Origin of the sequence: Flagellimonas algicola (genome assembly GCF_005937185.1) — a bacterium.
In the GTDB taxonomy this organism is placed as follows: domain Bacteria; phylum Bacteroidota; class Bacteroidia; order Flavobacteriales; family Flavobacteriaceae; genus Flagellimonas; species Flagellimonas algicola.
The window spans coordinates 13,419-33,362 of sequence record NZ_VCNI01000006.1; the positions used below are offsets into that span (position 1 = coordinate 13,419).

Consider the following 19,944-nt stretch of genomic DNA (forward strand, 5'->3'; position numbering starts at 1 on the left):
CGTTATAAATATTGAACTACCAGTTACGAAACTGCTTTTGGATCTAATTGAACACTAGGACTCATAGTACTGGACAAGTAGATGCTCTTCATATAAACACCTTTTGCAGCAGCAGGTTTCATTTTTACCAAAGTATCTATCAATTCCTTGGCGTTACCTGCAATTTTATCAGCGGAAAAGGAAGCTTTTCCAATCGCTGCGTGTACAATTCCAGTTTTGTCTACTTTAAAATCAATTTTACCGGCCTTCACATCAGAAACAGCTTTTGCTACATCCATAGTTACAGTACCTGTCTTTGGATTGGGCATTAAACCTCTTGGTCCCAAAACTCTACCTAAAGGACCTAGTTTACCCATAACGCTTGGCATGGTGATGATCACATCAACATCTGTCCAACCGCCTTTTATTTTATCCAAATATTCATCCAACCCGACAAAGTCAGCACCAGCCTCTTTCGCTTCTGCTTCTTTATCTGGGGTCACCAATGCTAAAACCTTTACGTCCTTACCGGTTCCATGTGGAAGAGTAACAACGCCACGTACCATTTGATTTGCCTTTCTTGGATCTACACCCAAACGAACTGCAAGGTCAATGGAAGCGTCAAACTTTACATTGGTTATTTCTTTTACTAAAGCTGATGCCTCTTCCAAAGAATAGAGCTTGTTCTTGTCTATTTTGGCATGGGCCTCTTTCTGCTTTTTAGTCAATCTTGCCATTATTAAATTGCTTTAAGATTTTAAAAAGGTCTTTTTCCAGATACTTTTAGGCCCATAGATCTTGCAGTACCTGCAACCATACTCATTGCAGACTCTACGGTAAAGGCATTCAAATCGACCATTTTGTCTTCAGCGATTGTCTTTACTTGATCCCAGGATACACTACCTGATTTAACCCTGTTAGGTTCGCCAGATCCTTTTTTAATCTTAGCTGCTTCCAACAATTGAACTGCCGCGGGTGGTGTTTTTACAACAAACTCGAAAGATTTGTCTTTGTAAACGGTGATAACAACAGGTAAAACTTTACCTGGTTTGTCCTGTGTACGTGCATTAAACTGCTTACAGAACTCCATGATGTTAACACCAGCAGCACCTAAGGCGGGTCCAACCGGTGGCGATGGATTCGCAGCACCTCCCCTAACTTGTAATTTAACTACCTTATCTACTTCTTTTGCCATTGTTTTTAATTAAAATGAAAGCGTGTTAATTGGAAGCAACACAACTTTATATATGTAACAGCTCTATTTATTTTTGAGAGTCAAAACTTTTAGAAGCGAGATTCAAGACTGCTCACTGTCCTGTATCTTGGTTCCATTTATCTTGAATCTATACTTTTTCTACTTGCATATAGCTCAACTCCAATGGTGTTTTTCTTCCGAAAATTTTCACCATCACCTCAAGCTTACGTTTCTCTTCATTGATTTTTTCAACAGTTCCATTGAAACCATTGAAAGGACCATCAATTACTTTGATAGTTTCACCCAAAACGAAAGGTATGGCCACATTGTCTGTATTAACAGCCAACTCATCCACTTTTCCGAGCATTCGGTTTACCTCTGCCTTTCTTAGTGGAACCGGATCTCCGCCTTTGGTTTCTCCCAAAAAGCCAATTACGTTGGTAATGGAGCGAATGATGTGAACCATTTCCCCACCCAAATTGGCCTTGATCATGATATATCCAGGAAAGTAAACCCTTTCTTTGTTGATTTTTTTCCCGTTACGGATCTGTACAACCTTTTCGGTAGGCACAAGAACTTCTTCCAAGTAATCACCAAAACCATTACGCTCCACTTCACTTTCAATGTAGCCTTTGATTTTGTTCTCTTGACCGCTAACAGCCCTTACCACATACCATTTTTTCTCCAGAACCTCAGACATACCCAACTATCCTATTATGTTATCAAAATACAAACGGATCAACTTACTGAACAGGGAATCCACTCCCCAGGTGGCCAATGCAAACAAGATTGAAAAAACAGCCACAATTACCATTAGATTGGATGCTTTTTCCCTGTCTAACCACGTAACGTTACTCTTTAATTCTTCAAAAGATTCCTTAATGTAAGTGAACATAGTGTATTTGTATTTTCTAACATGCTCCGATTTTCCCTACCAAATCAGAAAACCTTTGTTTCACATGTTTTGTCTATTCTCTCTGCACGGGAGGAGAGACTCGAACTCCCGACACCTGGTTTTGGAGACCAGTGCTCTACCAACTGAGCTACACCCGTTTATATTTACACTGAAAGGTATCCCGATTTATCGGGACACCCTTTAGTGCAATATTTATTGTAAAATGATTTAATCTAGGATCTCAGTAACCTGACCGGCTCCAACAGTTCTACCACCTTCACGGATAGCAAAACGTAGACCTACGCTCAATGCGATTGGCTGAATCAAATCAACATTGATTGTCAAGTTATCACCAGGCATAACCATTTCAACTCCATCAGGAAGACCAATGTTTCCTGTTACGTCAGTAGTTCTTACGTAGAACTGCGGACGGTAGTTGTTGTGGAATGGCGTGTGACGACCACCTTCTTCTTTTTTAAGGATATAAACCTCAGCTTTGAATTTAGCGTGTGGCTTAACGGAACCTGGCTTACAGATTACCATACCTCTTTTGATATCGGATTTTTCAATACCTCTCAAAAGGATACCTACGTTATCACCAGCTTCACCTCTATCCAAAATCTTACGGAACATCTCAACACCAGTAATTGTAGAAGCTAATTTCTCAGCACCCATACCAATGATATCAACAGCATCACCTGTATTGGCAACACCAGTTTCGATACGTCCTGTAGCAACAGTACCACGACCAGTAATGGTGAATACATCTTCAACAGGCATCAAGAAATCTTTATCAACATCCCTTTTAGGAAGCTCGATCCACTCATCAACAGCAGCCATCAACTCCATAACAGTATCTACCCATTTTTGCTCACCGTTAAGTGCACCAAGGGCAGAACCAGAGATAACAGGTCCGTTGTCACCATCATATTCGTAGAAAGAAAGCAATTCTCTTACTTCCATTTCAACAAGTTCCAAAAGCTCTTCATCATCAACCATGTCAACTTTGTTCAAGAAAACAACGATTCTTGGAATACCAACCTGACGTCCTAGAAGGATGTGCTCACGAGTTTGTGGCATAGGTCCATCAGTTGCAGCTACAACCAAGATGGCACCGTCCATTTGAGCAGCACCAGTAACCATGTTCTTTACGTAATCCGCGTGACCTGGACAGTCAACGTGTGCGTAGTGACGGTTTTCTGTTTGATACTCTACGTGAGACGTGTTGATGGTAATACCCCTTTCTTTTTCTTCAGGAGCATTATCAATAGAATCAAAGCTTCTAAGCTCTGACAAGCCCGCATTAGCCAATACGGTAGTAATAGCAGCGGTCAACGTAGTTTTTCCGTGATCCACGTGGCCAATAGTACCAATATTTAAGTGCGGTTTGGAACGATCAAAAGTTTCCTTTGCCATTTTAAATAATTTTAATCTTAGTTTATATTAGTGTACAAATCGTTTTGAGCCAATGACGGGATTTGAACCCCCCGAAACAAGTTCGGGACAGGCGCGACCTTTAGGTCACTTCCCTGGGTGGAACCAAAACAATTTGGCCTCACCAATAGCATTTCAATTTTTTGAGCCAATGACGGGATTTGAACCCGTGACCTCTTCCTTACCAAGGAAACGCTCTACCCCTGAGCTACACCGGCGTAAAGTGTTGAATCAACTACCTTTAAAACCTCTTTAAAGGAAGAGATTCCTGCTTTCACTTCGACTAGGCTCAGTTTAAGTGCAGGAATGACTTTAGAGCGGGAGACCGGGTTCGAACCGGCGACATTCAGCTTGGAAGGCTGACGCTCTACCAACTGAGCTACTCCCGCATTCTTTTTTGGATTTAAAATCCAATGGTGTTCAATATTTCAAAACCTAATTCCAATAGATCACATCGGAATTGAACTTATTGGATTCACTCACTTTGTTCGTGCATCCCTTTCAGGTGACCCTGAACTTCAAACTTTCATTTACATTCTTACAAAAGTAAACTTTTGACAAATGCCCCCTCAAGTTTGTAGTGGGGAGAGCAGGATTCGAACCTGCGAAGGTGAAAACCAACAGATTTACAGTCTGTCCTCGTTGGCCGCTTGAGTATCTCCCCGCCTTATTTTCAATATGTTACGAGCCGATGGAGGGACTCGAACCCACGACCTGCTGATTACAAATCAGCTGCTCTAGCCAGCTGAGCTACATCGGCTTTTTAGAGCCTTTTTTACATAAAAAAAGTCCGCTATTTCTAACGGACTGCAAATGTATATATTTATTTTTTTAATCAAAATAAATTTACAAAAATTTTCATCAAGCTTTTGCCCTCATTTTTTCTTTCTTTTTTACCAATTGTCGTTCCAAGGAACTACAGGCAGAATCGACAGCTTCCTCAAAAGATTTGCACTGCTTTTTCACAATAATTTTATCCCGGGGCACCAACAACTTGATCTCCACTATCTTATTTTCCTTTGCGCTTGTATTTTCCACTTTTAAATACACATCGGAACCTATTACCTTATCATAAAAAACATCCAGCTTATCCATTCGTTTTTGAATGAAATCCAACAGCTTGGCATCCGCGTCAAAATTTACCGATTGTGCATTTACTTTCATAAGATTTAGTTTTTAGTGTTGCCCGGGGCAACTTGGTTAAACATTTCAAGAAATCCACTATTTCTTGTTTCTGGGATGGGCGTTCAAGTGAACTTTTTTGAGCTCGGCGATACTATTGTGTGTGTACACTTGCGTAGACGCCAAACTGGAATGCCCCAATAATTCCTTAACGGAATTTAAATCCGCACCCCTATTTAGCAAGTGGGTTGCAAAGGTGTGCCTAAGTATATGGGGGCTCTTTTTCACCTTAGGGGATACCAAACTAAAATACTTATTTATGGTACGATAAACAAGTGTTTCATAAATTTTAAGACCCGCCTTTGTCAAAAAGAGGTTGGTAGTATCTGTAATGGAATTAAGCTGGCTACGCATTGCCAAATAGTCGCGAAGCATCTGCACAGTGGCTGGTAAAAGTGGCAACAATCTTTCTTTATTTCTTTTACCCAGTACTTTAAGGGTTTGGCTGGTTGGATTAAAATCTGCACACTTTAGATTGACCAGCTCTGCCCTTCGGACACCCGTGGCATACAGCAATTCAATGATCAGTTTGTCCCTTACTCCTTCAAAATCATCTTCAAAAGGAATTTCCAACAATATCTTCTCCATTTCCTGCTCGGAAAACGGCACCTCCACCTTTTTGTTGGTCTTGAGCGCCCTATGTTTAACCAAGGGAGAGACATTAAGCCGTTCAATCTTTTGTAGAAATCTGTAGTAGGCCCTTAAAGATGAAATCTTTCTATTTACGGTGCGATTGGAAATTCCATTGCCCACTAGGTCCACAATCCAACTTCTGATCATAGTATACTCTACATCATCAATGGAGTCCAATTCATAGGTAGTCGTGCAAAACCCCGTAAACTCCAAAATGTCCTTTTGATAGGCAGTAATGGTATGCTCTGAGTAATTTTTCTCAAGCCTTAAATATGATATAAAAGCAGACAGCTCCATAAACCAAAGTTACCCAAAGCAATCACATTTAAAAACAAAAATCCCGTTACAAAGCATTGTAACGGGATTCTTAACTGTTTCGGAATGAGATTCTAGATTTCCTCTTGATCTCTTAGTCCTTGTATATATTGAGCTTTTTGAATTTCGGCTCTACGTTTTACAGAAGGCTTTGTAAATTGCTGTCTTTTACGCAATTGACGCATGGTACCTGTCTTATCAAACTTACGCTTGAAACGCTTTAAAGCTCTATCGATGTTTTCTCCTTCTTTTACTGGTATAATTAACATGGGCTACAACCTCCTCTCTTTTAGATTTTGGAGTGCAAATATACTGCTAATAAATAGAATTGAACAAATTACTTTAGGATATTTCTTGAAATAACCACTTTCTGGATTTCGGTAGTTCCTTCACCAATGGTACAAAGTTTTGCATCCCTGTAGAATTTCTCCACAGGAAAATCTTTGGTATACCCATATCCTCCATGAATCTGAACTGCTTCGTTGGCTGCTTTCACGCAAACCTCAGAGGCATACATTTTGCACATGGCTCCTAATTTGGTCACAGGTTTACCTTCGTTTTTTAGAAATGCTGCCTTATGCAACAGTAACTCAGAGGCTTCGATCTCGGTAGCCATATCGGCCAATTTAAAAGAGATGCCTTGGAATTCGCTAATGGGTTTTCCAAATTGTACGCGTTCTTTGGAATATTTCAAGGCGGCTTCGTAGGCACCTTTGGCCACGCCTAGAGATAGTGCGCCAATAGAAATTCTTCCGCCGTCCAATACTTTCATGGATTGAATGAATCCTTCGCCTATCTCCCCTAAACGGTTTTCATCAGGAATCCTACAATCAGAAAAAATAAGTTCTGCCGTTTCACTGGCTCGCATTCCCAACTTATCTTCTTTCTTACCACTACTAAACCCGGGAGTGCCTTTTTCAACAGCAAAAGCTGTCATCCCTCGGCTATCTCCTTTTTCACCGGTACGGGCAATAACAACGGCGATATCACCACTTATTCCATGGGTTATAAAGTTTTTAGCTCCATTTAAAATCCAAAAATCCCCGTCCTTCACTGCAGTAGTATTCATTCCACCTGCATCAGAACCGGTGTTGTGCTCTGTCAAACCCCAGGCGCCTAACCACTCAGCAGTGGCCAATTTGGGAATCCAGCGTTGTTTTTGTTCATCATTTCCAAAGGAAAGAATATGATTGGTGCATAATGAATTATGCGCGGCTACCGAAAGTCCAATAGCGGGATCCACTTTTGAAATCTCTTCCAAAATGGCAACATACTCATGATACCCCAACCCGGAACCTCCAAGTTCTTCCGGCACAAGTACGCCCATAAAGCCCAGCTCTCCTGCCTTTTTAAACACCTCTATGGGAAACGTTTGTTTTTCATCCCATTCCATCACATAAGGTTGAATGTACTGCTGCGCAAATTCGCGTGCAGCCTCAGCTACCATCTTCTGGGTCTCTGAATAATCAAAGTTCATCGTGGACAAAGTATCCGTTACCATTCGCTATTTTTTATAGGGTCAAATATAATTTAATTCTATCAATCCTTTCTTTAGGAAAGGACTCCACCTCGGTTAGATCATCCAGTGATTGAAAGGAACCATTTGCCAACCTGAATTGCACAATTTCTTGGGCTAGATCCTGATTGATATAAATTAAACGGGATAATTCCCCAACTGTTGCGGTATTAATATTGACTTTATGGATATCAGGAAATGTCAACACTTTAAATTTCTTTAGGGTGCGCGAAACAATCTCTGGTTCCAAGCCGTAAACATCATTGAGCTGCTCGTCAACCAAAAACCCACCCAATCGATCTCTGAATTTGACAATACGGGACGATAGTTTTTCCCCAATCCCCTTAATGGTCTTAAGCTCTTGGGAAGTAGCTTTGTTTAAATCCAGAATTTCAACCCTTTTGGGTTCTTTGCTCTTTTCTTTAAAGGTTGATTTGCCTCTTATATTCCAATCAGGAAATTTGAAATAAGGTGATATCCGGGGAAGCAGGGAATCCGAAACCAGGGTAACTCGTTGAAACTCCTCAGCAGAGTTTACATATTTCCCCTGTTTTCTGAAGGCATACAATCTATCCAGTTCCTCTGGGGCAATCCCCAAGGTATACCCTTTATATTCCGTGATAAAGTTTGGATTGAACGGATACAGTTTAAAGGAGGGCTTTTGCTGTTGACTATGCTGCAAACTGTCAACCCAAGATTGCTCCAAGTTATCAACCAACAGCTTGGAAGGTTCACTATTAGAAGATGAGCTGATAAAAAAGTATACGCCTTGCAAGGCAATAATAAGCAACAACAAAAAGAAAATCCCACTCCGTTCCTGTTTATTGAATCTGAAGTGGGACCTAAGTTTTTTCAAAGTAATGGATTACTTGCTCTTGACAAAATTCTTGATGTCCGACACATATTTATCCATTTCTTCCCGTACCCTTGGGAACAAGAACAACAGCCCGATCATGTTGGGGAATACCAGAGCAAGGATCATAGCATCGGAAAATTTGATAACCGCATCAAGCGTGGCGGCTGCACCAACAATAACAAAGATCAAGAAAAGCACTTTATAAGCTGTATCCGCTTTTTTCCCTCTTCCAAAAAGATATTTCCAAGATTGCAGTCCGTAGTACGACCAAGAAATCATGGTAGAGAACGCAAAAAGTATAATGGCGATAGTCAACACATATCTAAATCCGGGAATAACGGAATCATACGCCATGGAAGTCAAATCAACACCGCCTACGTATTCCCCGGTCTCCGTGATCAAAACAGTACTGTTCACAGCATTTCCATAATCAAATGCTCCTGCATCCATATTAAAGAAGATGATCACCAAGGCAGTCATGGTACAAATCACTACTGTATCAATAAAAGGTTCCAACAAGGCAACCACACCCTCACTTGCAGGGTATTTGGTTTTAACCGCGGAGTGGGCAATTGCTGCAGAACCAGCTCCCGCCTCATTTGAGAATGCCGCTCTTTGGAATCCAACAATGATCACACCAACTATTCCTCCCAATCCGGCGGCAGGAGTGAATGCTCCTGCAAAGATCATCCCAAATGCATCTCCTATATATTCAATGTTGGCAAAAATGATCACCAAGGATGCCAATACGTACACCCCTGCCATAAAAGGAACTATCTTCTCTGTTACACTGGCAATTTTCTTTATTCCGCCAATAATAACAATCCCTACCAAAACGGCCAGGATTATTCCAATAACAAATCCAGTGGCACCTCCTTGGAGATTTAGCATGGTTGATAATTGGACTGCTGCCTGGTTGGACTGAAATGCATTCCCTCCTCCAAAGGACGCTCCAACGCACAAAATGGCAAATATGACCGCCAGTACTTTTCCAAGGCCTGTGAATCCTCTTTCCTTAAGTCCTTTGGACAAGTAATACATGGGACCTCCATATACGGTTCCATCCGCTCCTACATCCCTATATTTTACACCCAAGGTACATTCTACAAACTTGGTGGACATACCAATAAGTCCGCAGACAATCATCCAAAAGGTTGCTCCTGGCCCACCAATGGCAATGGCTACTGCTACCCCCGCAATGTTTCCGAGACCAACAGTTCCAGAAACTGCCGTGGCCAAGGCTTGGAAGTGACTTACTTCTCCTTCCTTGCTTTCATCTTTAATAGTTCCATGAACATCACCGTCAACAACATTCAATTCTGTTTTTTCTGCGCTGTGATGGTCCAACTCGTCATATTTTCCTCGAACCGTATTTATGGCCAAACCAAATTTGGTAATGTTCGGAAACTTGAAAACAATAGTGAAAAATGTTGCACCAAAAATCAATAAAATCAATACCAAGGGCATGTTATATTCACCTATTGGAATGGACGTGAGCACGAATCCTTCCCACCAGGTGGCAAAGGGCATAAATGCATCGTTGACCCTTTCGTCCAGGCCTTTTTCTTGAGCAGTTGATAAAAACGGTAGAAATAGTAATAGAAACAGAGGAATTCTGTATTTCATGATATGAAGTTTGGTATGTTAATTTGATGTAAAGTGGGCAATATCCTAAAAAAATTCAACGGAATCAAATTTAAAAGTTATAAAACTAACCTATCTGAAACATTTGGTTGAGTTTCCTAATCTGCTCTGGTCTCCCCAAAACAATGACCTTTCCCTTGGGTTGTAATTGAAGATCTGCCTCCGGATTTATGATGTAATTACCATCAGGTTCAATGTACCCAATAATGGTACATCCCGTTCTTCTTCTTAAATCTAAATCGCGAAGGGAATTGCAGTCTACTTGATCCGTAAAATCCTCAATTTCCACTTCTTCCAAATTAGTGGTATGCTCTCCTTCCATGGAAAGCTTGTCCATAAAAGTGATCAGATCGGGCATGACTACCAGGGAGGCCATATGGTCACCACCAATTTTATCTGGCATAATAACTTTATCCGCCCCCGCAAATTGCAATTTGGTCTGGGACGTTACTTGCGAAGCCCTGCTTATGATAAACAGTTTATTGTTAAGCTGTCTGGCCGTTAGTACTATAAACAGGTTTTCAGCATCATCGGGTAAGGCAGTGATCAAGTATTGCGCCCGTTTTATACCTGCCTCCAATAAGACTTCGTCTTCATTGGCATCGCCTTCAACAAAAAGCACCTCATCTTCATAGCGTTCAATGACTTCCTTATCTCGTTCTATAACCACAAAAGGTTTTTTGTACGCTTCCAATCGCTCTGCGGCTTGCATACCATTTCTTCCAAATCCACATACCACCACATGGTTGGATAGCCCATCAATTCTTTTTTTCACTTTTTTTCGTTTTAAAATTTGAAGTGAATTTCTTCCCAACAGGTATTCGGTTATCACCGATAAGGCAAAACCAAAAATAAAAACACTGGTTACGATTAAAAATACAGTAAAAATCTTTGCCTCGGCGTCCAAAGGCCTCACCTCTGAGAAGCCAACCGTGGTCACCGTAATTATGGTCATATAGACGGCCTCTATCCAGGTATAATCTGAAAAGAATTTGTAGCCCACCACCCCAAAAAGCAAAACAAGCACCATTAAACTAATGGCCCAGACTATTTTGGAACGTAGTAATCTTATCATATTAAAGGTCAAAAACTGAGGTTCGTTTGGTGTAGACCAAATCCTTGATCTTTAACCAAAATGCAATAAAAAGATATAGGGCAAAACCAAAACCCAAGGTTACAAAGGTTAAATAAATAAAGGTGGTACGAACCACCCTTGCCCGGATACCCAATCGCTCGGCTATACGGCGGCAAACCTCAAATCCCCTTTTTTGGAAAAAGTAAAGTGTGTTATAAAACAAGCCCATGATTTTAGTGTCTTTGCAAAAATATCTTTTGTGCCATATGCAAAGCATAGGTGAACCTAAGCTCGCTAAAATTATGTATTTCTATTCAATAAATTGGAACCTAGACTGCATTGCAAACACTTATTTTTAGAACAGTACTTCGTGTACAACTGAATTTTTGCTTGGCTTTCCAAAGCATTTTGGCTCTTGGACCCCAAAGACGCAAAGTTCTTTATGATGGAATTTACTTCTCCCGAAATGTTGGATACCAAAGCAATCAAACCATCACTCCAATCTTGTCCCAGATGTTTTGCATAACAGAATTTAAGGGGCACCAAGGTATTAAGGATTAGCAAATCCATAAAGGTTTCTGATAATTTCTTAACTCGATTTCCCGAGCGCTTACCAAAGGTAAAGTGATTGTTCCAATAAGTACTGGATGTAATCTGAAGGACATCATATAACGCTCTTACGTTTTCTTTTTCCATCAAGGTCGAAAACAAATTTTGGTGCTTGGCGTACAAGTTGGCCAATTGGGACAATCTAATCGTAGGAAAATTGGCAGGGCGCAGGCCAAAAAAATCCGGCTTGCCAAATACAGGAACAAGCTGATACTTTCTTTGTAAATACCGATATTCACTTTTGATCTGTAAAAAATACGCATCCGAGCAGTCTTGCTCTTCCAACAAGCCAAAATGACCAAAAAATAAAATTTCCAATGCTCCAACATCCCTGCTTTCCTTTCTTATGATCGAAAAGTCAAGTTGCATAGCGCATTGAAAAAAGAAATCCCCATTGATCTTACTACCAAAATTCTTGGTCAACAGCACAAAAAGTACGTTTTCCCAATTATTGTTGGATTGCTTAAGCAAATCCAAAATCAGTTTTGATTTTTGCTCCAAACGTTCCATGTATAATCTATTCAGGTAGTTTTCCACCATAAAGGCGTCAAATTTGCCAAATTCACGTTCGCAATTAATAAATGCTGGATTGTAATGCTGAAACAACTCTTGATATTTCTCCAGGAGTGTAGGGGCAATGTAGTTTTTCAGTTCAAGAGTGGGAATGCTTGTTCCATCCTTTCTAAAAATGGAAATATCGTCCTCCCAAACTACATGGAGGATCACATTGTCATAGTTTCTGTCTGTTTCATGGTGGTGCGCATACCAATCTGAAGATTTGAGATGAATTTCCACATTGCCAGCCCATAACTGACCGCCAACCTCAACCGAAGCATTAAAAAAATCCGGGCCGGAATACAGATTTAATGTACCCGGGTTTTTAATAATAATGTCTTGGGAGGTTGTTGTGGTGAGGGGTCGTCCTTGAAGCTTGTCGCACCTCCATATAAAATGGAGTAGGTCTTCCTTCATGCCACTAAAATAGGAAAATGTTTACCACTTTCCAGCATAGGTCAGGGAATCTCCTGAAGTCTGCCTTAGATATGCATGTTTTAGATTGTTGATTTGGCGAATATGGTGATAATCATGTGCCAACCAATTCAACAGAAAGGAATGGGCCGATATTTTGCCCAAATCAGGATGATCCAAGGAACTTTCCCAATTGACATTCTCCAAGCCCCTTAACCATTTGATAGACATGGCCCTTTCATTCAGAAAGTGCAGTAACATCTCTTGAAAATCCTGATTAAGATAGTTACGCTGGGTAAACCAACCCTCTGGGTCTATAGGAACCAAAGGTTTTGTAGGGGTTTCCAAAGCATGTTTAACCCGAGCTCTGAAATCTTCCCTTTCCTCGTCCACCAAATGACAAATGATACCTAAAATTGGCCAGTCCGAAGGCTTCGCCTTCCACAGTAACATTTGAGAGGGCAAGCCAGACAAGGTTTCCCTGAAAACTCCCGCATTGTTTTCCAATGCCGATATGATTTCCTGGGAATTCACAGTTACTCTGCTACCTCGCCTTCCCAATTCATAAAACCTCCCTCTAGGTTGTAGGTGTTTTCAATACCAACGCTATTCATAATAGCGCAGGCTTGGGCACTACGGTTACCAGATCGGCAGTACACATAGTAATTTTTGGATTTATCTAATTTTTCAATTTCATCCAAAAATTCCTGTCCTAGGTAAATATCTATATTGGTAGCATTTGGAATGTATCCTTCCTCCACTTCTTCCGGAGTTCGTACGTCCAAAACAAAGGCATTGGAATCATTTTCCAATTGCTCTTCCCATTCTTCTAGTGATAAATCTGACATCTTTAAAAGTTTAAGCTCTGCAAAAATAAAAATCCGGAGCATAACCCCGGATCTAAATCGCTTTATTCTTTTGATTAAACTTTTATACGACATCCCAAGGCCCTTGTCTTGGTCACCTCAATCTCTTTTCCGGCCAGCATGGCGTCCACCGCGCTTTCCACAAATTTCTCTTTTACCTTGGAGGCATCCTGATAGTTATCGTCAATAGCTCCGATATATCGCACCGCATTGCCGTTTGTTGTTTTATCCAACAAATAAACATGAGGTGTTCTTGTTGCCCCATATTGTGGAAACACCTGCTGCCCCTCGTCCAAAAGGTATGGAAAGGTAAAACCTTTGTTGGTAGCCCTCACCTTCATTTTAGCTAAGCTATCATCCGGACTCAGGTCTGGGTTATTGGGGTTAATAGCAATTACCGGAACGCCCAAAGGTTTGTACTTTTTGTCCAAAGCGATAATCCTGTCCTCATATTTGACAGCATAAGGGCAGGTGTTGCAGGTGAAAATGACCAAAAAGCCCTTGGCTGTATCAAAATCAGAAAGGGAAACCATGGAACCATCCACATTTTTCAAGGAAAAATCGGTTGCCATATCCCCAATGTCATAGCCTGCTTCTTCAGAATCCCCATGTGCACCAAATGCACCCAGTAACACGATAAGCGTCAAAAAACCAAAATTCCGTACTGTTTTCATGACCTATTATTTGGTAAAGCCGTTTACGGCTTCTGTTAACTCTTCATATGTAAAACCATGACCGTAAAACTTCCGTTTGTCCCCATTATAGATAATGGTTGCGGGGATGGCCCCATCCCAATCCTGGTTAATTTTTGGAATCCAGCTGTTCTGATCAGGATCGTCCAAAATCACTACTTCGGATATTAATCCTTTCTTCTCCACATAAGGCTCCAACCTAGACTTCCACATGGAGGGCATATCCAGGCTTACCAAGATAACCTCTACCCCATCCGCTTTCCGTTCCGCATTGACCTTTTCAAAGTAGGGCATCTCCTCTAAACAAGGTTTGCACCAAGTAGCCCAAAAGTTGACTACGTAGGTTTTCCCATCATCTTTATATAGCAATGGTTCCAATCCGGCAAAATCATACACCGGAAACTTCACCTTCTCATCAATTTGAGCTTGGACTTCTACCTTGTCTCCCTCCTTGGAGGACATGGATGTATCTGTTTTTGTTTTGTTGCCACATCCAGAGATTAAAAGAACCAAAAAGATACTCGAACTCAATAAGTATTTCATTTACTGATGTTTACGTGTTAAAATTAGGCAAAGCCCAACCCTTCATTCATTTTTTAACAAAAAATTATCTGTTAAAAATAACGCCAAAATCAGAAAAGCACATACATTTGTCTATACAATTGTTGTAGAAACATGAATGTTGAAGAAATTATAAAGACAGAAATAAAAATACCGATCAAGGCACGGACCATGATTCACTTTGCCTTGGTAGCCAACAAGGTTAGGGAGCAATTCGCGATTGCTTTAAAACCCTTTGATGTTTCTGAACAACAATTTAATGTACTTCGTATCCTGCGCGGTCAAAAGGGAAAGCCAGCCAACCTTTCCACGATCAACGAACGTATGGTCACTAAAATGAGCAACACAACCCGTTTGGTGGACAAACTCATTCTCAAAGGTTATGTGGAGCGCTGGACTTGCCCCGGGAACAGACGCAAGGTGGAAATCATGATTACGGAGGAGGGAAAAAACGCTTTAAAGAAAATAGATAAGGTAATGGAGCAAACCGAAATTGAAGTTTTAAAAAATTTCACATCCAAAGACCTTGATAATTTTAATACACTTCTAGATAAATTTTAATATGAGTAATATACTGGAAAACAGAACCTGGCGATATGCCACCAAAAAATTTGACCCTGACAAGAAGGTTTCCGACCAAGATTTGGAGCTTCTGCTGGAAGCAACCCGATTGAGTGCTTCTTCTTACGGCCTACAGCCGTATCATGTGTTTGTAATTACCGATAAGGAAATCAGAGAAAAATTAAAGCCCGTTTCCTGGGGGCAATCACAGATTACCGATGCGTCACACTTGATCGTTTTTGCCAACGTAACCGATTTTGGGGAAGAATTGCTGGACAGCTATGTTCAAAACGTAAGCTCAACAAGAAACATCCCCGAAGAAAGCCTTAAGGGATATGGGGATTTTATGAAATCCAAATTGTTGGATCTTCCCATAAATGTCAAAAGCAGCTGGACCATGAAGCAAGTATACATTGCCTTGGGTAATTTAATGCAAGCGGCAGCAGAGCTAAAAATTGATACCTGTCCTATGGAAGGTTTTGAAGCCAAGGCCTATAACGAAATCCTTGGTTTGGACGAAATAGACCTGAATGCCTCCGTGGTACTGCCCATTGGCTATAGGTCAGAGGAAGATGAAACACAGCACTACGCCAAAGTAAGAAAGTCAAAAGAAGAATTATTTACCTATTTATAAACCCTAATTATTTTTAAAACACAATCATGAAAAAGACAATTTTAAGTTTGGCCTTGACCACAGTATTTGGATTAATGGCCTTTGCCAATCCTATAGATGGCGAAAAGAAGGAAATAAAAACCAGCGAAAGTAAAATCGTTTGGAAAGCATACAAAGTAGGCGGTGGCCACGAAGGAACCATTGGTTTAAAGTCCGGCGCATTGGAATTTGATGGAGACCAATTGGTAGGAGGTGAATTTGTAGTGGACATGACCACAATTACCAACACTGATATGACCGGCGAATACAAAGGCAAATTGGAGGGGCATTTGAAATCTGATGATTTCTTTTCCACGGCTTCAAATCCAACAGCGGCCTTAGTATTTACTAATGTGGAGCAAAATGAAGGTGGTTTATATGACGTAACAGGAGATCTTACCATTAAGGGGATTACCAAATCCATCCGTTTTGATTTGTCCATTGATGGAACTAAAGCCACAGCCAGTTTGAAAGTTGACCGTACCAAATACGACGTAAAATACGGGTCAAGTTTAATTGGGACCGCAAAGGATAAGTTGATCTATGACGAATTTGATTTAGTGGTTGATTTGCAGATGTAGTCAATACTAGTTAAGTGTTTGGAAATCCCGTTCGAGTTGGTCTTGGACGGGATTTTTATTTTCACAAAACATTATTTGGAAGTTACAATTTCCTTTCTATCTTTGATGCAATGAATATAAGAACAGTAAATACTTGGTGGTGGATCAACTTACGTCAAACGTCGTGAGCTAGTCCCCATTGTAATCATATAGAGGCTTGTCATCACGACAGGCCTTTTTCTTTTTGTGCAATTTTTAATTCTTGTTTCCGCGGAGGCGGAAATCAAAATGTAAAGTTCAGCAAAGGCAAGAATGAGTTTTTATGTCTACATCATTTCAAACAAAAAGAATGGGACTATTTATATAGGCTATACCAATGATCTGGGAAAAAGAATGAAACAGCATAAAAATGGAACAGGAAGCAGATTTGCAAAACGTTATGCATTGGACAAGTTGGTATACTATGAAAAATTCAAATTTCCAATGTCTGCCATTAAACGGGAAAAACAACTAAAAAAATGGAACCGACAATGGAAAATAAACTTGATAAATGATTTTAATCCAAAATGGGAAGATCTAACATGGTTTTTCGAATAAGTAACAACGATATGATTTCCGCCTTCGCGGAAATGAAAGAAAATTATTTTCGCTCATGAAATATTCGCTCAAAACATCATATAAGCAGATTTTAGCAGATACCATTACTCCAGTTAGCGTGTATTTGAAAATTCGTGATAAATTTCCGAACAGCATCCTTTTGGAAAGTAGTGACTACCATGCTAACGATAACAGTTTTTCCTATATCTGCTGCAACCCAATAGCTTACATCAAGGTACAGGACGAGATTATTACCCAGCGTTTTCCGGATGGAAGCAAGGAAGAAATCAATATTGGCCCAGATACCGATGTAACCGAGGTAATCCATGATTTTGGCCAGCGATTTTCAGTCCCGGATAACAGTTTCAAGTTCATTAACAATGGTCTTTTTGGGTATATGGCCTATGATGCGGTACGCTATTTTGAGGATGTTGAAGTTACGTCCAAAGCCGATTCCGTTCGCATTCCAGATATATACTACGCCGTTTATCAGAACATCATCGCCATTAACCACTTCAAGAACGAAGCTTACCTTTTTGCCCACTGTTACGAATCAGAAAGTAATGTGGACGAACTGGAGCAGTTGTTCAAGGTAAGAAACTTTGCTTCCTATAATTTTTCCAAGGAAGGTGCAGCTGTTTCCAACCTAAAAGATGAGGAATATATAGAGCATGTGGCCTTGGCCAAAAAACACTGCCAAAGGGGAGATGTATTCCAGTTGGTTTTGTCCCGAAGGTTCTCGCAAGGATTTAAGGGAGATGAGTTCAATGTCTATAGGGCACTGCGATCCATCAACCCTTCCCCCTATCTGTTTTATTTCGATTATGGAGATTTTAAAATATTCGGCAGTTCGCCAGAAGCGCAATTGATCGTTAAGGATGGAAAGGCTGAAATCCATCCCATTGCAGGCACCTATAAAAGAACCGGGAATGATGAGAAAGATGCGGAACTGGCCAAAAAATTGGCTCAAGATGAAAAGGAAAACAGCGAACACGTCATGTTGGTAGACTTGGCTCGAAATGACCTAAGCCGCAACGGAAATACCGTAAACGTGGAGACTTATAGGGAAGTGCAGTATTTCTCCCATGTGATTCATTTGGTCTCCAAAGTAACAGGACTTAAGAAAAAAGAAAGTACCACTATGAAAGTGGTAGCAGATACCTTTCCTGCGGGAACTTTGAGCGGTGCTCCCAAGCATATGGCCATGCAGCTGATTGAAAAATATGAAAAAACCAGCAGGGCCTATTATGGAGGGGCCATTGGTTTTATGGATTTTAAGGGCAATTTTAACCATGCCATCATGATCCGAACTTTTCTAAGTAAAAACCACCAATTGCATTATCAAGCCGGTGCCGGTTTGGTAGCTGCTTCGGATCCTGAGGCGGAACTACAGGAAACATACAACAAATTGGGTGCTTTGAACAAGGCACTTGAAATTGCAGAAACAATCTAAAAAATGGCCAGAAAGATTTTAATGATAGACAACTACGATAGTTTCACCTATAATTTGGTGCACTACCTTGAGGATTTGGATTGTGACGTGACCGTAAAACGAAATGATCAATTGACCTTGGACGAAGTACAAGCTTTTGATGAAATTGTGCTCTCTCCCGGCCCGGGAATCCCGGATGAAGCAGGTTTGCTCAAGGATATCATCAAAACCTACGCCGCAACCAAACGGATTTTAGGGGTCTGTTTGGGTCAACAGGCTATTGGAGAAGTCTTTGGGGGCACTTTGGTTAATTTGGATCAGGTATACCATGGGATTGCCACCCAAATTACAGTGACCAGTCCAGGTATTTTGTTCCAAAACATGCCAGAGCAAATCCAAGTAGGGCGCTACCATTCTTGGGTGGTGCATCCCGATCTACCTGAAAGCTTGGAAGCCACCTCGGTGGATGAAAATGGGCAAATTATGTCCTTAAGACATAAAACATACGATGTAACGGCAGTGCAATTTCACCCAGAGTCCGTGTTGACTCCGGAAGGAAAACAAATGCTAAAAAATTGGCTCAACGGCTAGTTTAATGTCGTTCTCGTGCAAACGGGAATCCAAATTAAATATGAAATAGATTCCGCACGTGATGCGGAATGACAACAAGAAATAAAATGAAAGCAACTTTAAATCGATTAATAAATCACGAAATCCTTCCCAAAGAAGATGCCAAGCAGATTTTGGTCAACATCGCCAAAGGGGATTACAATACTTCCCAGATTGCCGCCTTTTTAACCGTTTATATGATGCGAAGCATTACCATAGAGGAACTGGAAGGTTTCAGGGATGCACTCTTGGAGTTATGCTTGGCGGTGGATTTGGCCGAATACAATCCCATAGATCTCTGCGGAACGGGAGGTGACGGTAAAGATACTTTCAATATTTCCACCCTTGCCTCTTTTGTAACAGCAGGTGCGGGAGTAAAAGTAACCAAGCATGGCAACTATGGGGTTTCTTCCAAGTGCGGAAGTAGCAACGTGATGGAATTTTTGGGTATCAAGTTCAGTAATGAGGCTGATTTTCTAAGAAAGTCAATTGATGAAGCTGGGATTTGCGTACTGCATGCACCCCTGTTTCACCCGGCCATGAAAAATGTGGCCCCCATCCGGAGGGAATTGGCCGTAAAAACCTTTTTCAACATGTTGGGGCCCATGGTGAATCCTGCTTTCCCAAAAAACCAAATGGTAGGTGTGTTTAATCTAGAGTTGGCTCGAATGTATGGGTACCTTTATCAGAACACCGACAAGAATTTTACTGTACTTCATGCGCTGGATGGATATGATGAAATCTCCTTGACCGGAGCTACCAAAACCATTTCCAATGACTCCGAAGGCATGTTAGCGCCGGCGGATTTTGGGGTAGATAAAATTTCTCAAGATCAAATTACGGGAGGGGAAGATATCGCCGAATCGGCCCAAATCTTCTTGGATGTTCTCAATGGTAAAGGAACCGAAGCCCAAAACAATGTGGTCTGTGCCAATGCCGGGGTGGCCATAGCCACGGTAAATCAACTTTCCCCTAAAGAAGGGTTTGAAAAAGCCAAAGAGTCACTTTTAAGTGGCAATGGAATGGAAGCACTTAAAAAATTACAAGAATTAAGCAAAAACTAATGTCACCTCGAGCGCGGTCGAGAGGTCTCATAAGACTCTTCACTACGC

25 protein-coding genes and 5 tRNA genes are annotated in these 19,944 nt (G+C 40.9%); 7 read left to right on the forward strand and 23 right to left on the reverse strand.

What is annotated here, in order from left to right:
- Positions 1-23: 23 nt before the first annotated feature.
- The 23 genes from rplA to FGG15_RS19215 all read right to left on the reverse strand — a co-directional run bounded on the left by rplA (position 24) and on the right by FGG15_RS19215 (position 14,403).
- Positions 24-716: a 50S ribosomal protein L1 gene (gene rplA, locus FGG15_RS19105; protein WP_138839371.1), complete on the reverse strand. Its 693-nt coding sequence runs from the start codon at positions 714-716 to the stop codon at positions 24-26.
- Positions 717-736: 20 nt separating this feature from the next.
- The gene (rplK, locus tag FGG15_RS19110; RefSeq protein WP_138839373.1) at positions 737-1,174 is read right to left on the reverse strand and encodes a 50S ribosomal protein L11; all 438 of its coding nucleotides are present in this window, start codon (positions 1,172-1,174) and stop codon (positions 737-739) included.
- 148 nt (positions 1,175-1,322) lie between these two features.
- The gene (nusG, locus tag FGG15_RS19115; protein WP_138839375.1) at positions 1,323-1,874 is read right to left on the reverse strand and encodes a transcription termination/antitermination protein NusG; all 552 of its coding nucleotides are present in this window, start codon (positions 1,872-1,874) and stop codon (positions 1,323-1,325) included.
- A 6-nt stretch (positions 1,875-1,880) separates the two neighbouring features.
- Complete coding sequence (secE, locus tag FGG15_RS19120; RefSeq protein WP_138839377.1) at positions 1,881-2,069, reverse strand: preprotein translocase subunit SecE; 189 nt, start codon at positions 2,067-2,069, stop codon at positions 1,881-1,883.
- Positions 2,070-2,154: 85 nt separating this feature from the next.
- Positions 2,155-2,227: transfer RNA gene (locus FGG15_RS19125), tRNA-Trp, on the reverse strand.
- Positions 2,228-2,297: 70 nt separating this feature from the next.
- A complete protein-coding gene (tuf, locus tag FGG15_RS19130; protein ID WP_138839379.1) occupies positions 2,298-3,485 on the reverse strand; it encodes an elongation factor Tu in 1,188 nt (395 codons plus the stop codon).
- A gap of 164 nt (positions 3,486-3,649) precedes the next feature.
- Positions 3,650-3,721: transfer RNA gene (locus FGG15_RS19135), tRNA-Thr, on the reverse strand.
- A 98-nt stretch (positions 3,722-3,819) separates the two neighbouring features.
- Positions 3,820-3,892: transfer RNA gene (locus tag FGG15_RS19140), tRNA-Gly, on the reverse strand.
- Positions 3,893-4,084: 192 nt separating this feature from the next.
- Positions 4,085-4,167, reverse strand: a tRNA-Tyr gene (locus tag FGG15_RS19145).
- Between the two features lie 22 nt (positions 4,168-4,189).
- A tRNA-Thr gene (locus tag FGG15_RS19150) sits at positions 4,190-4,263 on the reverse strand.
- A 101-nt stretch (positions 4,264-4,364) separates the two neighbouring features.
- Positions 4,365-4,667 carry a ribosome hibernation-promoting factor, HPF/YfiA family gene (hpf, locus tag FGG15_RS19155; protein WP_138839381.1) on the reverse strand — a complete coding sequence of 101 codons (303 nt, stop codon included), beginning with the start codon at positions 4,665-4,667 and terminating at the stop codon, positions 4,365-4,367.
- Positions 4,668-4,724: 57 nt separating this feature from the next.
- A complete protein-coding gene (locus FGG15_RS19160; RefSeq protein ID WP_138839383.1) occupies positions 4,725-5,615 on the reverse strand; it encodes a tyrosine-type recombinase/integrase in 891 nt (296 codons plus the stop codon).
- A gap of 92 nt (positions 5,616-5,707) precedes the next feature.
- On the reverse strand, positions 5,708-5,902 hold the full coding sequence (gene rpsU / locus FGG15_RS19165) for a 30S ribosomal protein S21 (protein WP_073181465.1): 195 nt from the start codon (positions 5,900-5,902) through the stop codon (positions 5,708-5,710).
- A 68-nt stretch (positions 5,903-5,970) separates the two neighbouring features.
- Positions 5,971-7,110, reverse strand: a complete 1,140-nt coding sequence (locus tag FGG15_RS19170) for an acyl-CoA dehydrogenase family protein (protein ID WP_138839463.1) — start codon at positions 7,108-7,110, stop codon at positions 5,971-5,973.
- A gap of 34 nt (positions 7,111-7,144) precedes the next feature.
- On the reverse strand, positions 7,145-8,005 hold the full coding sequence (locus FGG15_RS19175) for a ComEA family DNA-binding protein (RefSeq protein ID WP_138839385.1): 861 nt from the start codon (positions 8,003-8,005) through the stop codon (positions 7,145-7,147).
- A 9-nt stretch (positions 8,006-8,014) separates the two neighbouring features.
- A complete protein-coding gene (locus FGG15_RS19180; protein WP_138839387.1) occupies positions 8,015-9,631 on the reverse strand; it encodes an alanine/glycine:cation symporter family protein in 1,617 nt (538 codons plus the stop codon).
- An 85-nt stretch (positions 9,632-9,716) separates the two neighbouring features.
- Positions 9,717-10,724, reverse strand: coding sequence for a potassium channel family protein (locus FGG15_RS19185; protein WP_138839389.1), 1,008 nt, complete (start codon positions 10,722-10,724; stop codon positions 9,717-9,719).
- A gap of 1 nt (position 10,725) precedes the next feature.
- Complete coding sequence (locus tag FGG15_RS19190) at positions 10,726-10,953, reverse strand: PspC domain-containing protein (RefSeq protein WP_138839391.1); 228 nt, start codon at positions 10,951-10,953, stop codon at positions 10,726-10,728.
- Positions 10,954-11,024: 71 nt separating this feature from the next.
- Entirely contained in the window at positions 11,025-12,305 is a 1,281-nt protein-coding gene (locus FGG15_RS19195; protein ID WP_138839393.1) for a DUF2851 family protein, read from the reverse strand.
- Between the two features lie 21 nt (positions 12,306-12,326).
- On the reverse strand, positions 12,327-12,836 hold the full coding sequence (locus FGG15_RS19200) for a DinB family protein (protein ID WP_161992012.1): 510 nt from the start codon (positions 12,834-12,836) through the stop codon (positions 12,327-12,329).
- A 2-nt stretch (positions 12,837-12,838) separates the two neighbouring features.
- A complete protein-coding gene (locus FGG15_RS19205) occupies positions 12,839-13,150 on the reverse strand; it encodes a rhodanese-like domain-containing protein (RefSeq protein WP_138839395.1) in 312 nt (103 codons plus the stop codon).
- 74 nt (positions 13,151-13,224) lie between these two features.
- Positions 13,225-13,842 carry a thioredoxin family protein gene (locus FGG15_RS19210; RefSeq protein ID WP_138839396.1) on the reverse strand — a complete coding sequence of 206 codons (618 nt, stop codon included), beginning with the start codon at positions 13,840-13,842 and terminating at the stop codon, positions 13,225-13,227.
- Between the two features lie 6 nt (positions 13,843-13,848).
- A complete protein-coding gene (locus FGG15_RS19215; protein WP_138839397.1) occupies positions 13,849-14,403 on the reverse strand; it encodes a TlpA disulfide reductase family protein in 555 nt (184 codons plus the stop codon).
- 132 nt (positions 14,404-14,535) lie between these two features.
- Here FGG15_RS19215 and FGG15_RS19220 point away from each other — a divergent pair, with 132 nt between their 5' ends.
- From FGG15_RS19220 to trpD, 7 genes are all read left to right on the forward strand, one after another.
- The gene (locus FGG15_RS19220; protein ID WP_138839398.1) at positions 14,536-14,982 is read left to right on the forward strand and encodes a MarR family winged helix-turn-helix transcriptional regulator; all 447 of its coding nucleotides are present in this window, start codon (positions 14,536-14,538) and stop codon (positions 14,980-14,982) included.
- A gap of 1 nt (position 14,983) precedes the next feature.
- Entirely contained in the window at positions 14,984-15,616 is a 633-nt protein-coding gene (locus FGG15_RS19225; RefSeq protein ID WP_138839400.1) for an NAD(P)H-dependent oxidoreductase, read from the forward strand.
- Positions 15,617-15,642: 26 nt separating this feature from the next.
- The gene (locus tag FGG15_RS19230; RefSeq protein ID WP_138839402.1) at positions 15,643-16,215 is read left to right on the forward strand and encodes a YceI family protein; all 573 of its coding nucleotides are present in this window, start codon (positions 15,643-15,645) and stop codon (positions 16,213-16,215) included.
- 291 nt (positions 16,216-16,506) lie between these two features.
- The gene (locus FGG15_RS19235; RefSeq protein WP_138839404.1) at positions 16,507-16,791 is read left to right on the forward strand and encodes a GIY-YIG nuclease family protein; all 285 of its coding nucleotides are present in this window, start codon (positions 16,507-16,509) and stop codon (positions 16,789-16,791) included.
- A gap of 55 nt (positions 16,792-16,846) precedes the next feature.
- On the forward strand, positions 16,847-18,244 hold the full coding sequence (locus FGG15_RS19240; RefSeq protein ID WP_138839406.1) for an anthranilate synthase component I family protein: 1,398 nt from the start codon (positions 16,847-16,849) through the stop codon (positions 18,242-18,244).
- 3 nt (positions 18,245-18,247) lie between these two features.
- Positions 18,248-18,814: an anthranilate synthase component II gene (locus FGG15_RS19245; protein ID WP_138839407.1), complete on the forward strand. Its 567-nt coding sequence runs from the start codon at positions 18,248-18,250 to the stop codon at positions 18,812-18,814.
- A gap of 86 nt (positions 18,815-18,900) precedes the next feature.
- Complete coding sequence (gene trpD / locus FGG15_RS19250; protein WP_138839409.1) at positions 18,901-19,896, forward strand: anthranilate phosphoribosyltransferase; 996 nt, start codon at positions 18,901-18,903, stop codon at positions 19,894-19,896.
- The last annotated feature ends 48 nt before the right edge of the window (positions 19,897-19,944 follow it).

Excerpts from the sequence above, each read along its gene's own strand:
- trpD (WP_138839409.1), top strand. The coding sequence starts at position 18,901 with ATGAAAGCAACTTTAAATCGATTAATAAATCACGAAATCCTTCCCAAA.
- FGG15_RS19160 (WP_138839383.1), bottom strand. The coding sequence starts at position 5,615 with ATGGAGCTGTCTGCTTTTATATCATATTTAAGGCTTGAGAAAAATTAC.
- FGG15_RS19220 (WP_138839398.1), top strand. The coding sequence starts at position 14,536 with ATGAATGTTGAAGAAATTATAAAGACAGAAATAAAAATACCGATCAAG.
- hpf (WP_138839381.1), bottom strand. The coding sequence starts at position 4,667 with ATGAAAGTAAATGCACAATCGGTAAATTTTGACGCGGATGCCAAGCTG.
- nusG (WP_138839375.1), bottom strand. The coding sequence starts at position 1,874 with ATGTCTGAGGTTCTGGAGAAAAAATGGTATGTGGTAAGGGCTGTTAGC.
- rplK (WP_138839373.1), bottom strand. The coding sequence starts at position 1,174 with ATGGCAAAAGAAGTAGATAAGGTAGTTAAATTACAAGTTAGGGGAGGT.
- FGG15_RS19185 (WP_138839389.1), bottom strand. The coding sequence starts at position 10,724 with ATGATAAGATTACTACGTTCCAAAATAGTCTGGGCCATTAGTTTAATG.
- FGG15_RS19245 (WP_138839407.1), top strand. The coding sequence starts at position 18,248 with ATGGCCAGAAAGATTTTAATGATAGACAACTACGATAGTTTCACCTAT.
- FGG15_RS19180 (WP_138839387.1), bottom strand. The coding sequence starts at position 9,631 with ATGAAATACAGAATTCCTCTGTTTCTATTACTATTTCTACCGTTTTTA.
- FGG15_RS19190 (WP_138839391.1), bottom strand. The coding sequence starts at position 10,953 with ATGGGCTTGTTTTATAACACACTTTACTTTTTCCAAAAAAGGGGATTT.
- FGG15_RS19210 (WP_138839396.1), bottom strand. The coding sequence starts at position 13,842 with ATGAAAACAGTACGGAATTTTGGTTTTTTGACGCTTATCGTGTTACTG.
- FGG15_RS19230 (WP_138839402.1), top strand. The coding sequence starts at position 15,643 with ATGAAAAAGACAATTTTAAGTTTGGCCTTGACCACAGTATTTGGATTA.
- tuf (WP_138839379.1), bottom strand. The coding sequence starts at position 3,485 with ATGGCAAAGGAAACTTTTGATCGTTCCAAACCGCACTTAAATATTGGT.
- FGG15_RS19240 (WP_138839406.1), top strand. The coding sequence starts at position 16,847 with ATGAAATATTCGCTCAAAACATCATATAAGCAGATTTTAGCAGATACC.
- FGG15_RS19170 (WP_138839463.1), bottom strand. The coding sequence starts at position 7,110 with ATGAACTTTGATTATTCAGAGACCCAGAAGATGGTAGCTGAGGCTGCA.
- FGG15_RS19205 (WP_138839395.1), bottom strand. The coding sequence starts at position 13,150 with ATGTCAGATTTATCACTAGAAGAATGGGAAGAGCAATTGGAAAATGAT.
- FGG15_RS19215 (WP_138839397.1), bottom strand. The coding sequence starts at position 14,403 with ATGAAATACTTATTGAGTTCGAGTATCTTTTTGGTTCTTTTAATCTCT.
- FGG15_RS19235 (WP_138839404.1), top strand. The coding sequence starts at position 16,507 with ATGAGTTTTTATGTCTACATCATTTCAAACAAAAAGAATGGGACTATT.
- FGG15_RS19225 (WP_138839400.1), top strand. The coding sequence starts at position 14,984 with ATGAGTAATATACTGGAAAACAGAACCTGGCGATATGCCACCAAAAAA.
- rplA (WP_138839371.1), bottom strand. The coding sequence starts at position 716 with ATGGCAAGATTGACTAAAAAGCAGAAAGAGGCCCATGCCAAAATAGAC.
- FGG15_RS19195 (WP_138839393.1), bottom strand. The coding sequence starts at position 12,305 with ATGAAGGAAGACCTACTCCATTTTATATGGAGGTGCGACAAGCTTCAA.
- secE (WP_138839377.1), bottom strand. The coding sequence starts at position 2,069 with ATGTTCACTTACATTAAGGAATCTTTTGAAGAATTAAAGAGTAACGTT.
- rpsU (WP_073181465.1), bottom strand. The coding sequence starts at position 5,902 with ATGTTAATTATACCAGTAAAAGAAGGAGAAAACATCGATAGAGCTTTA.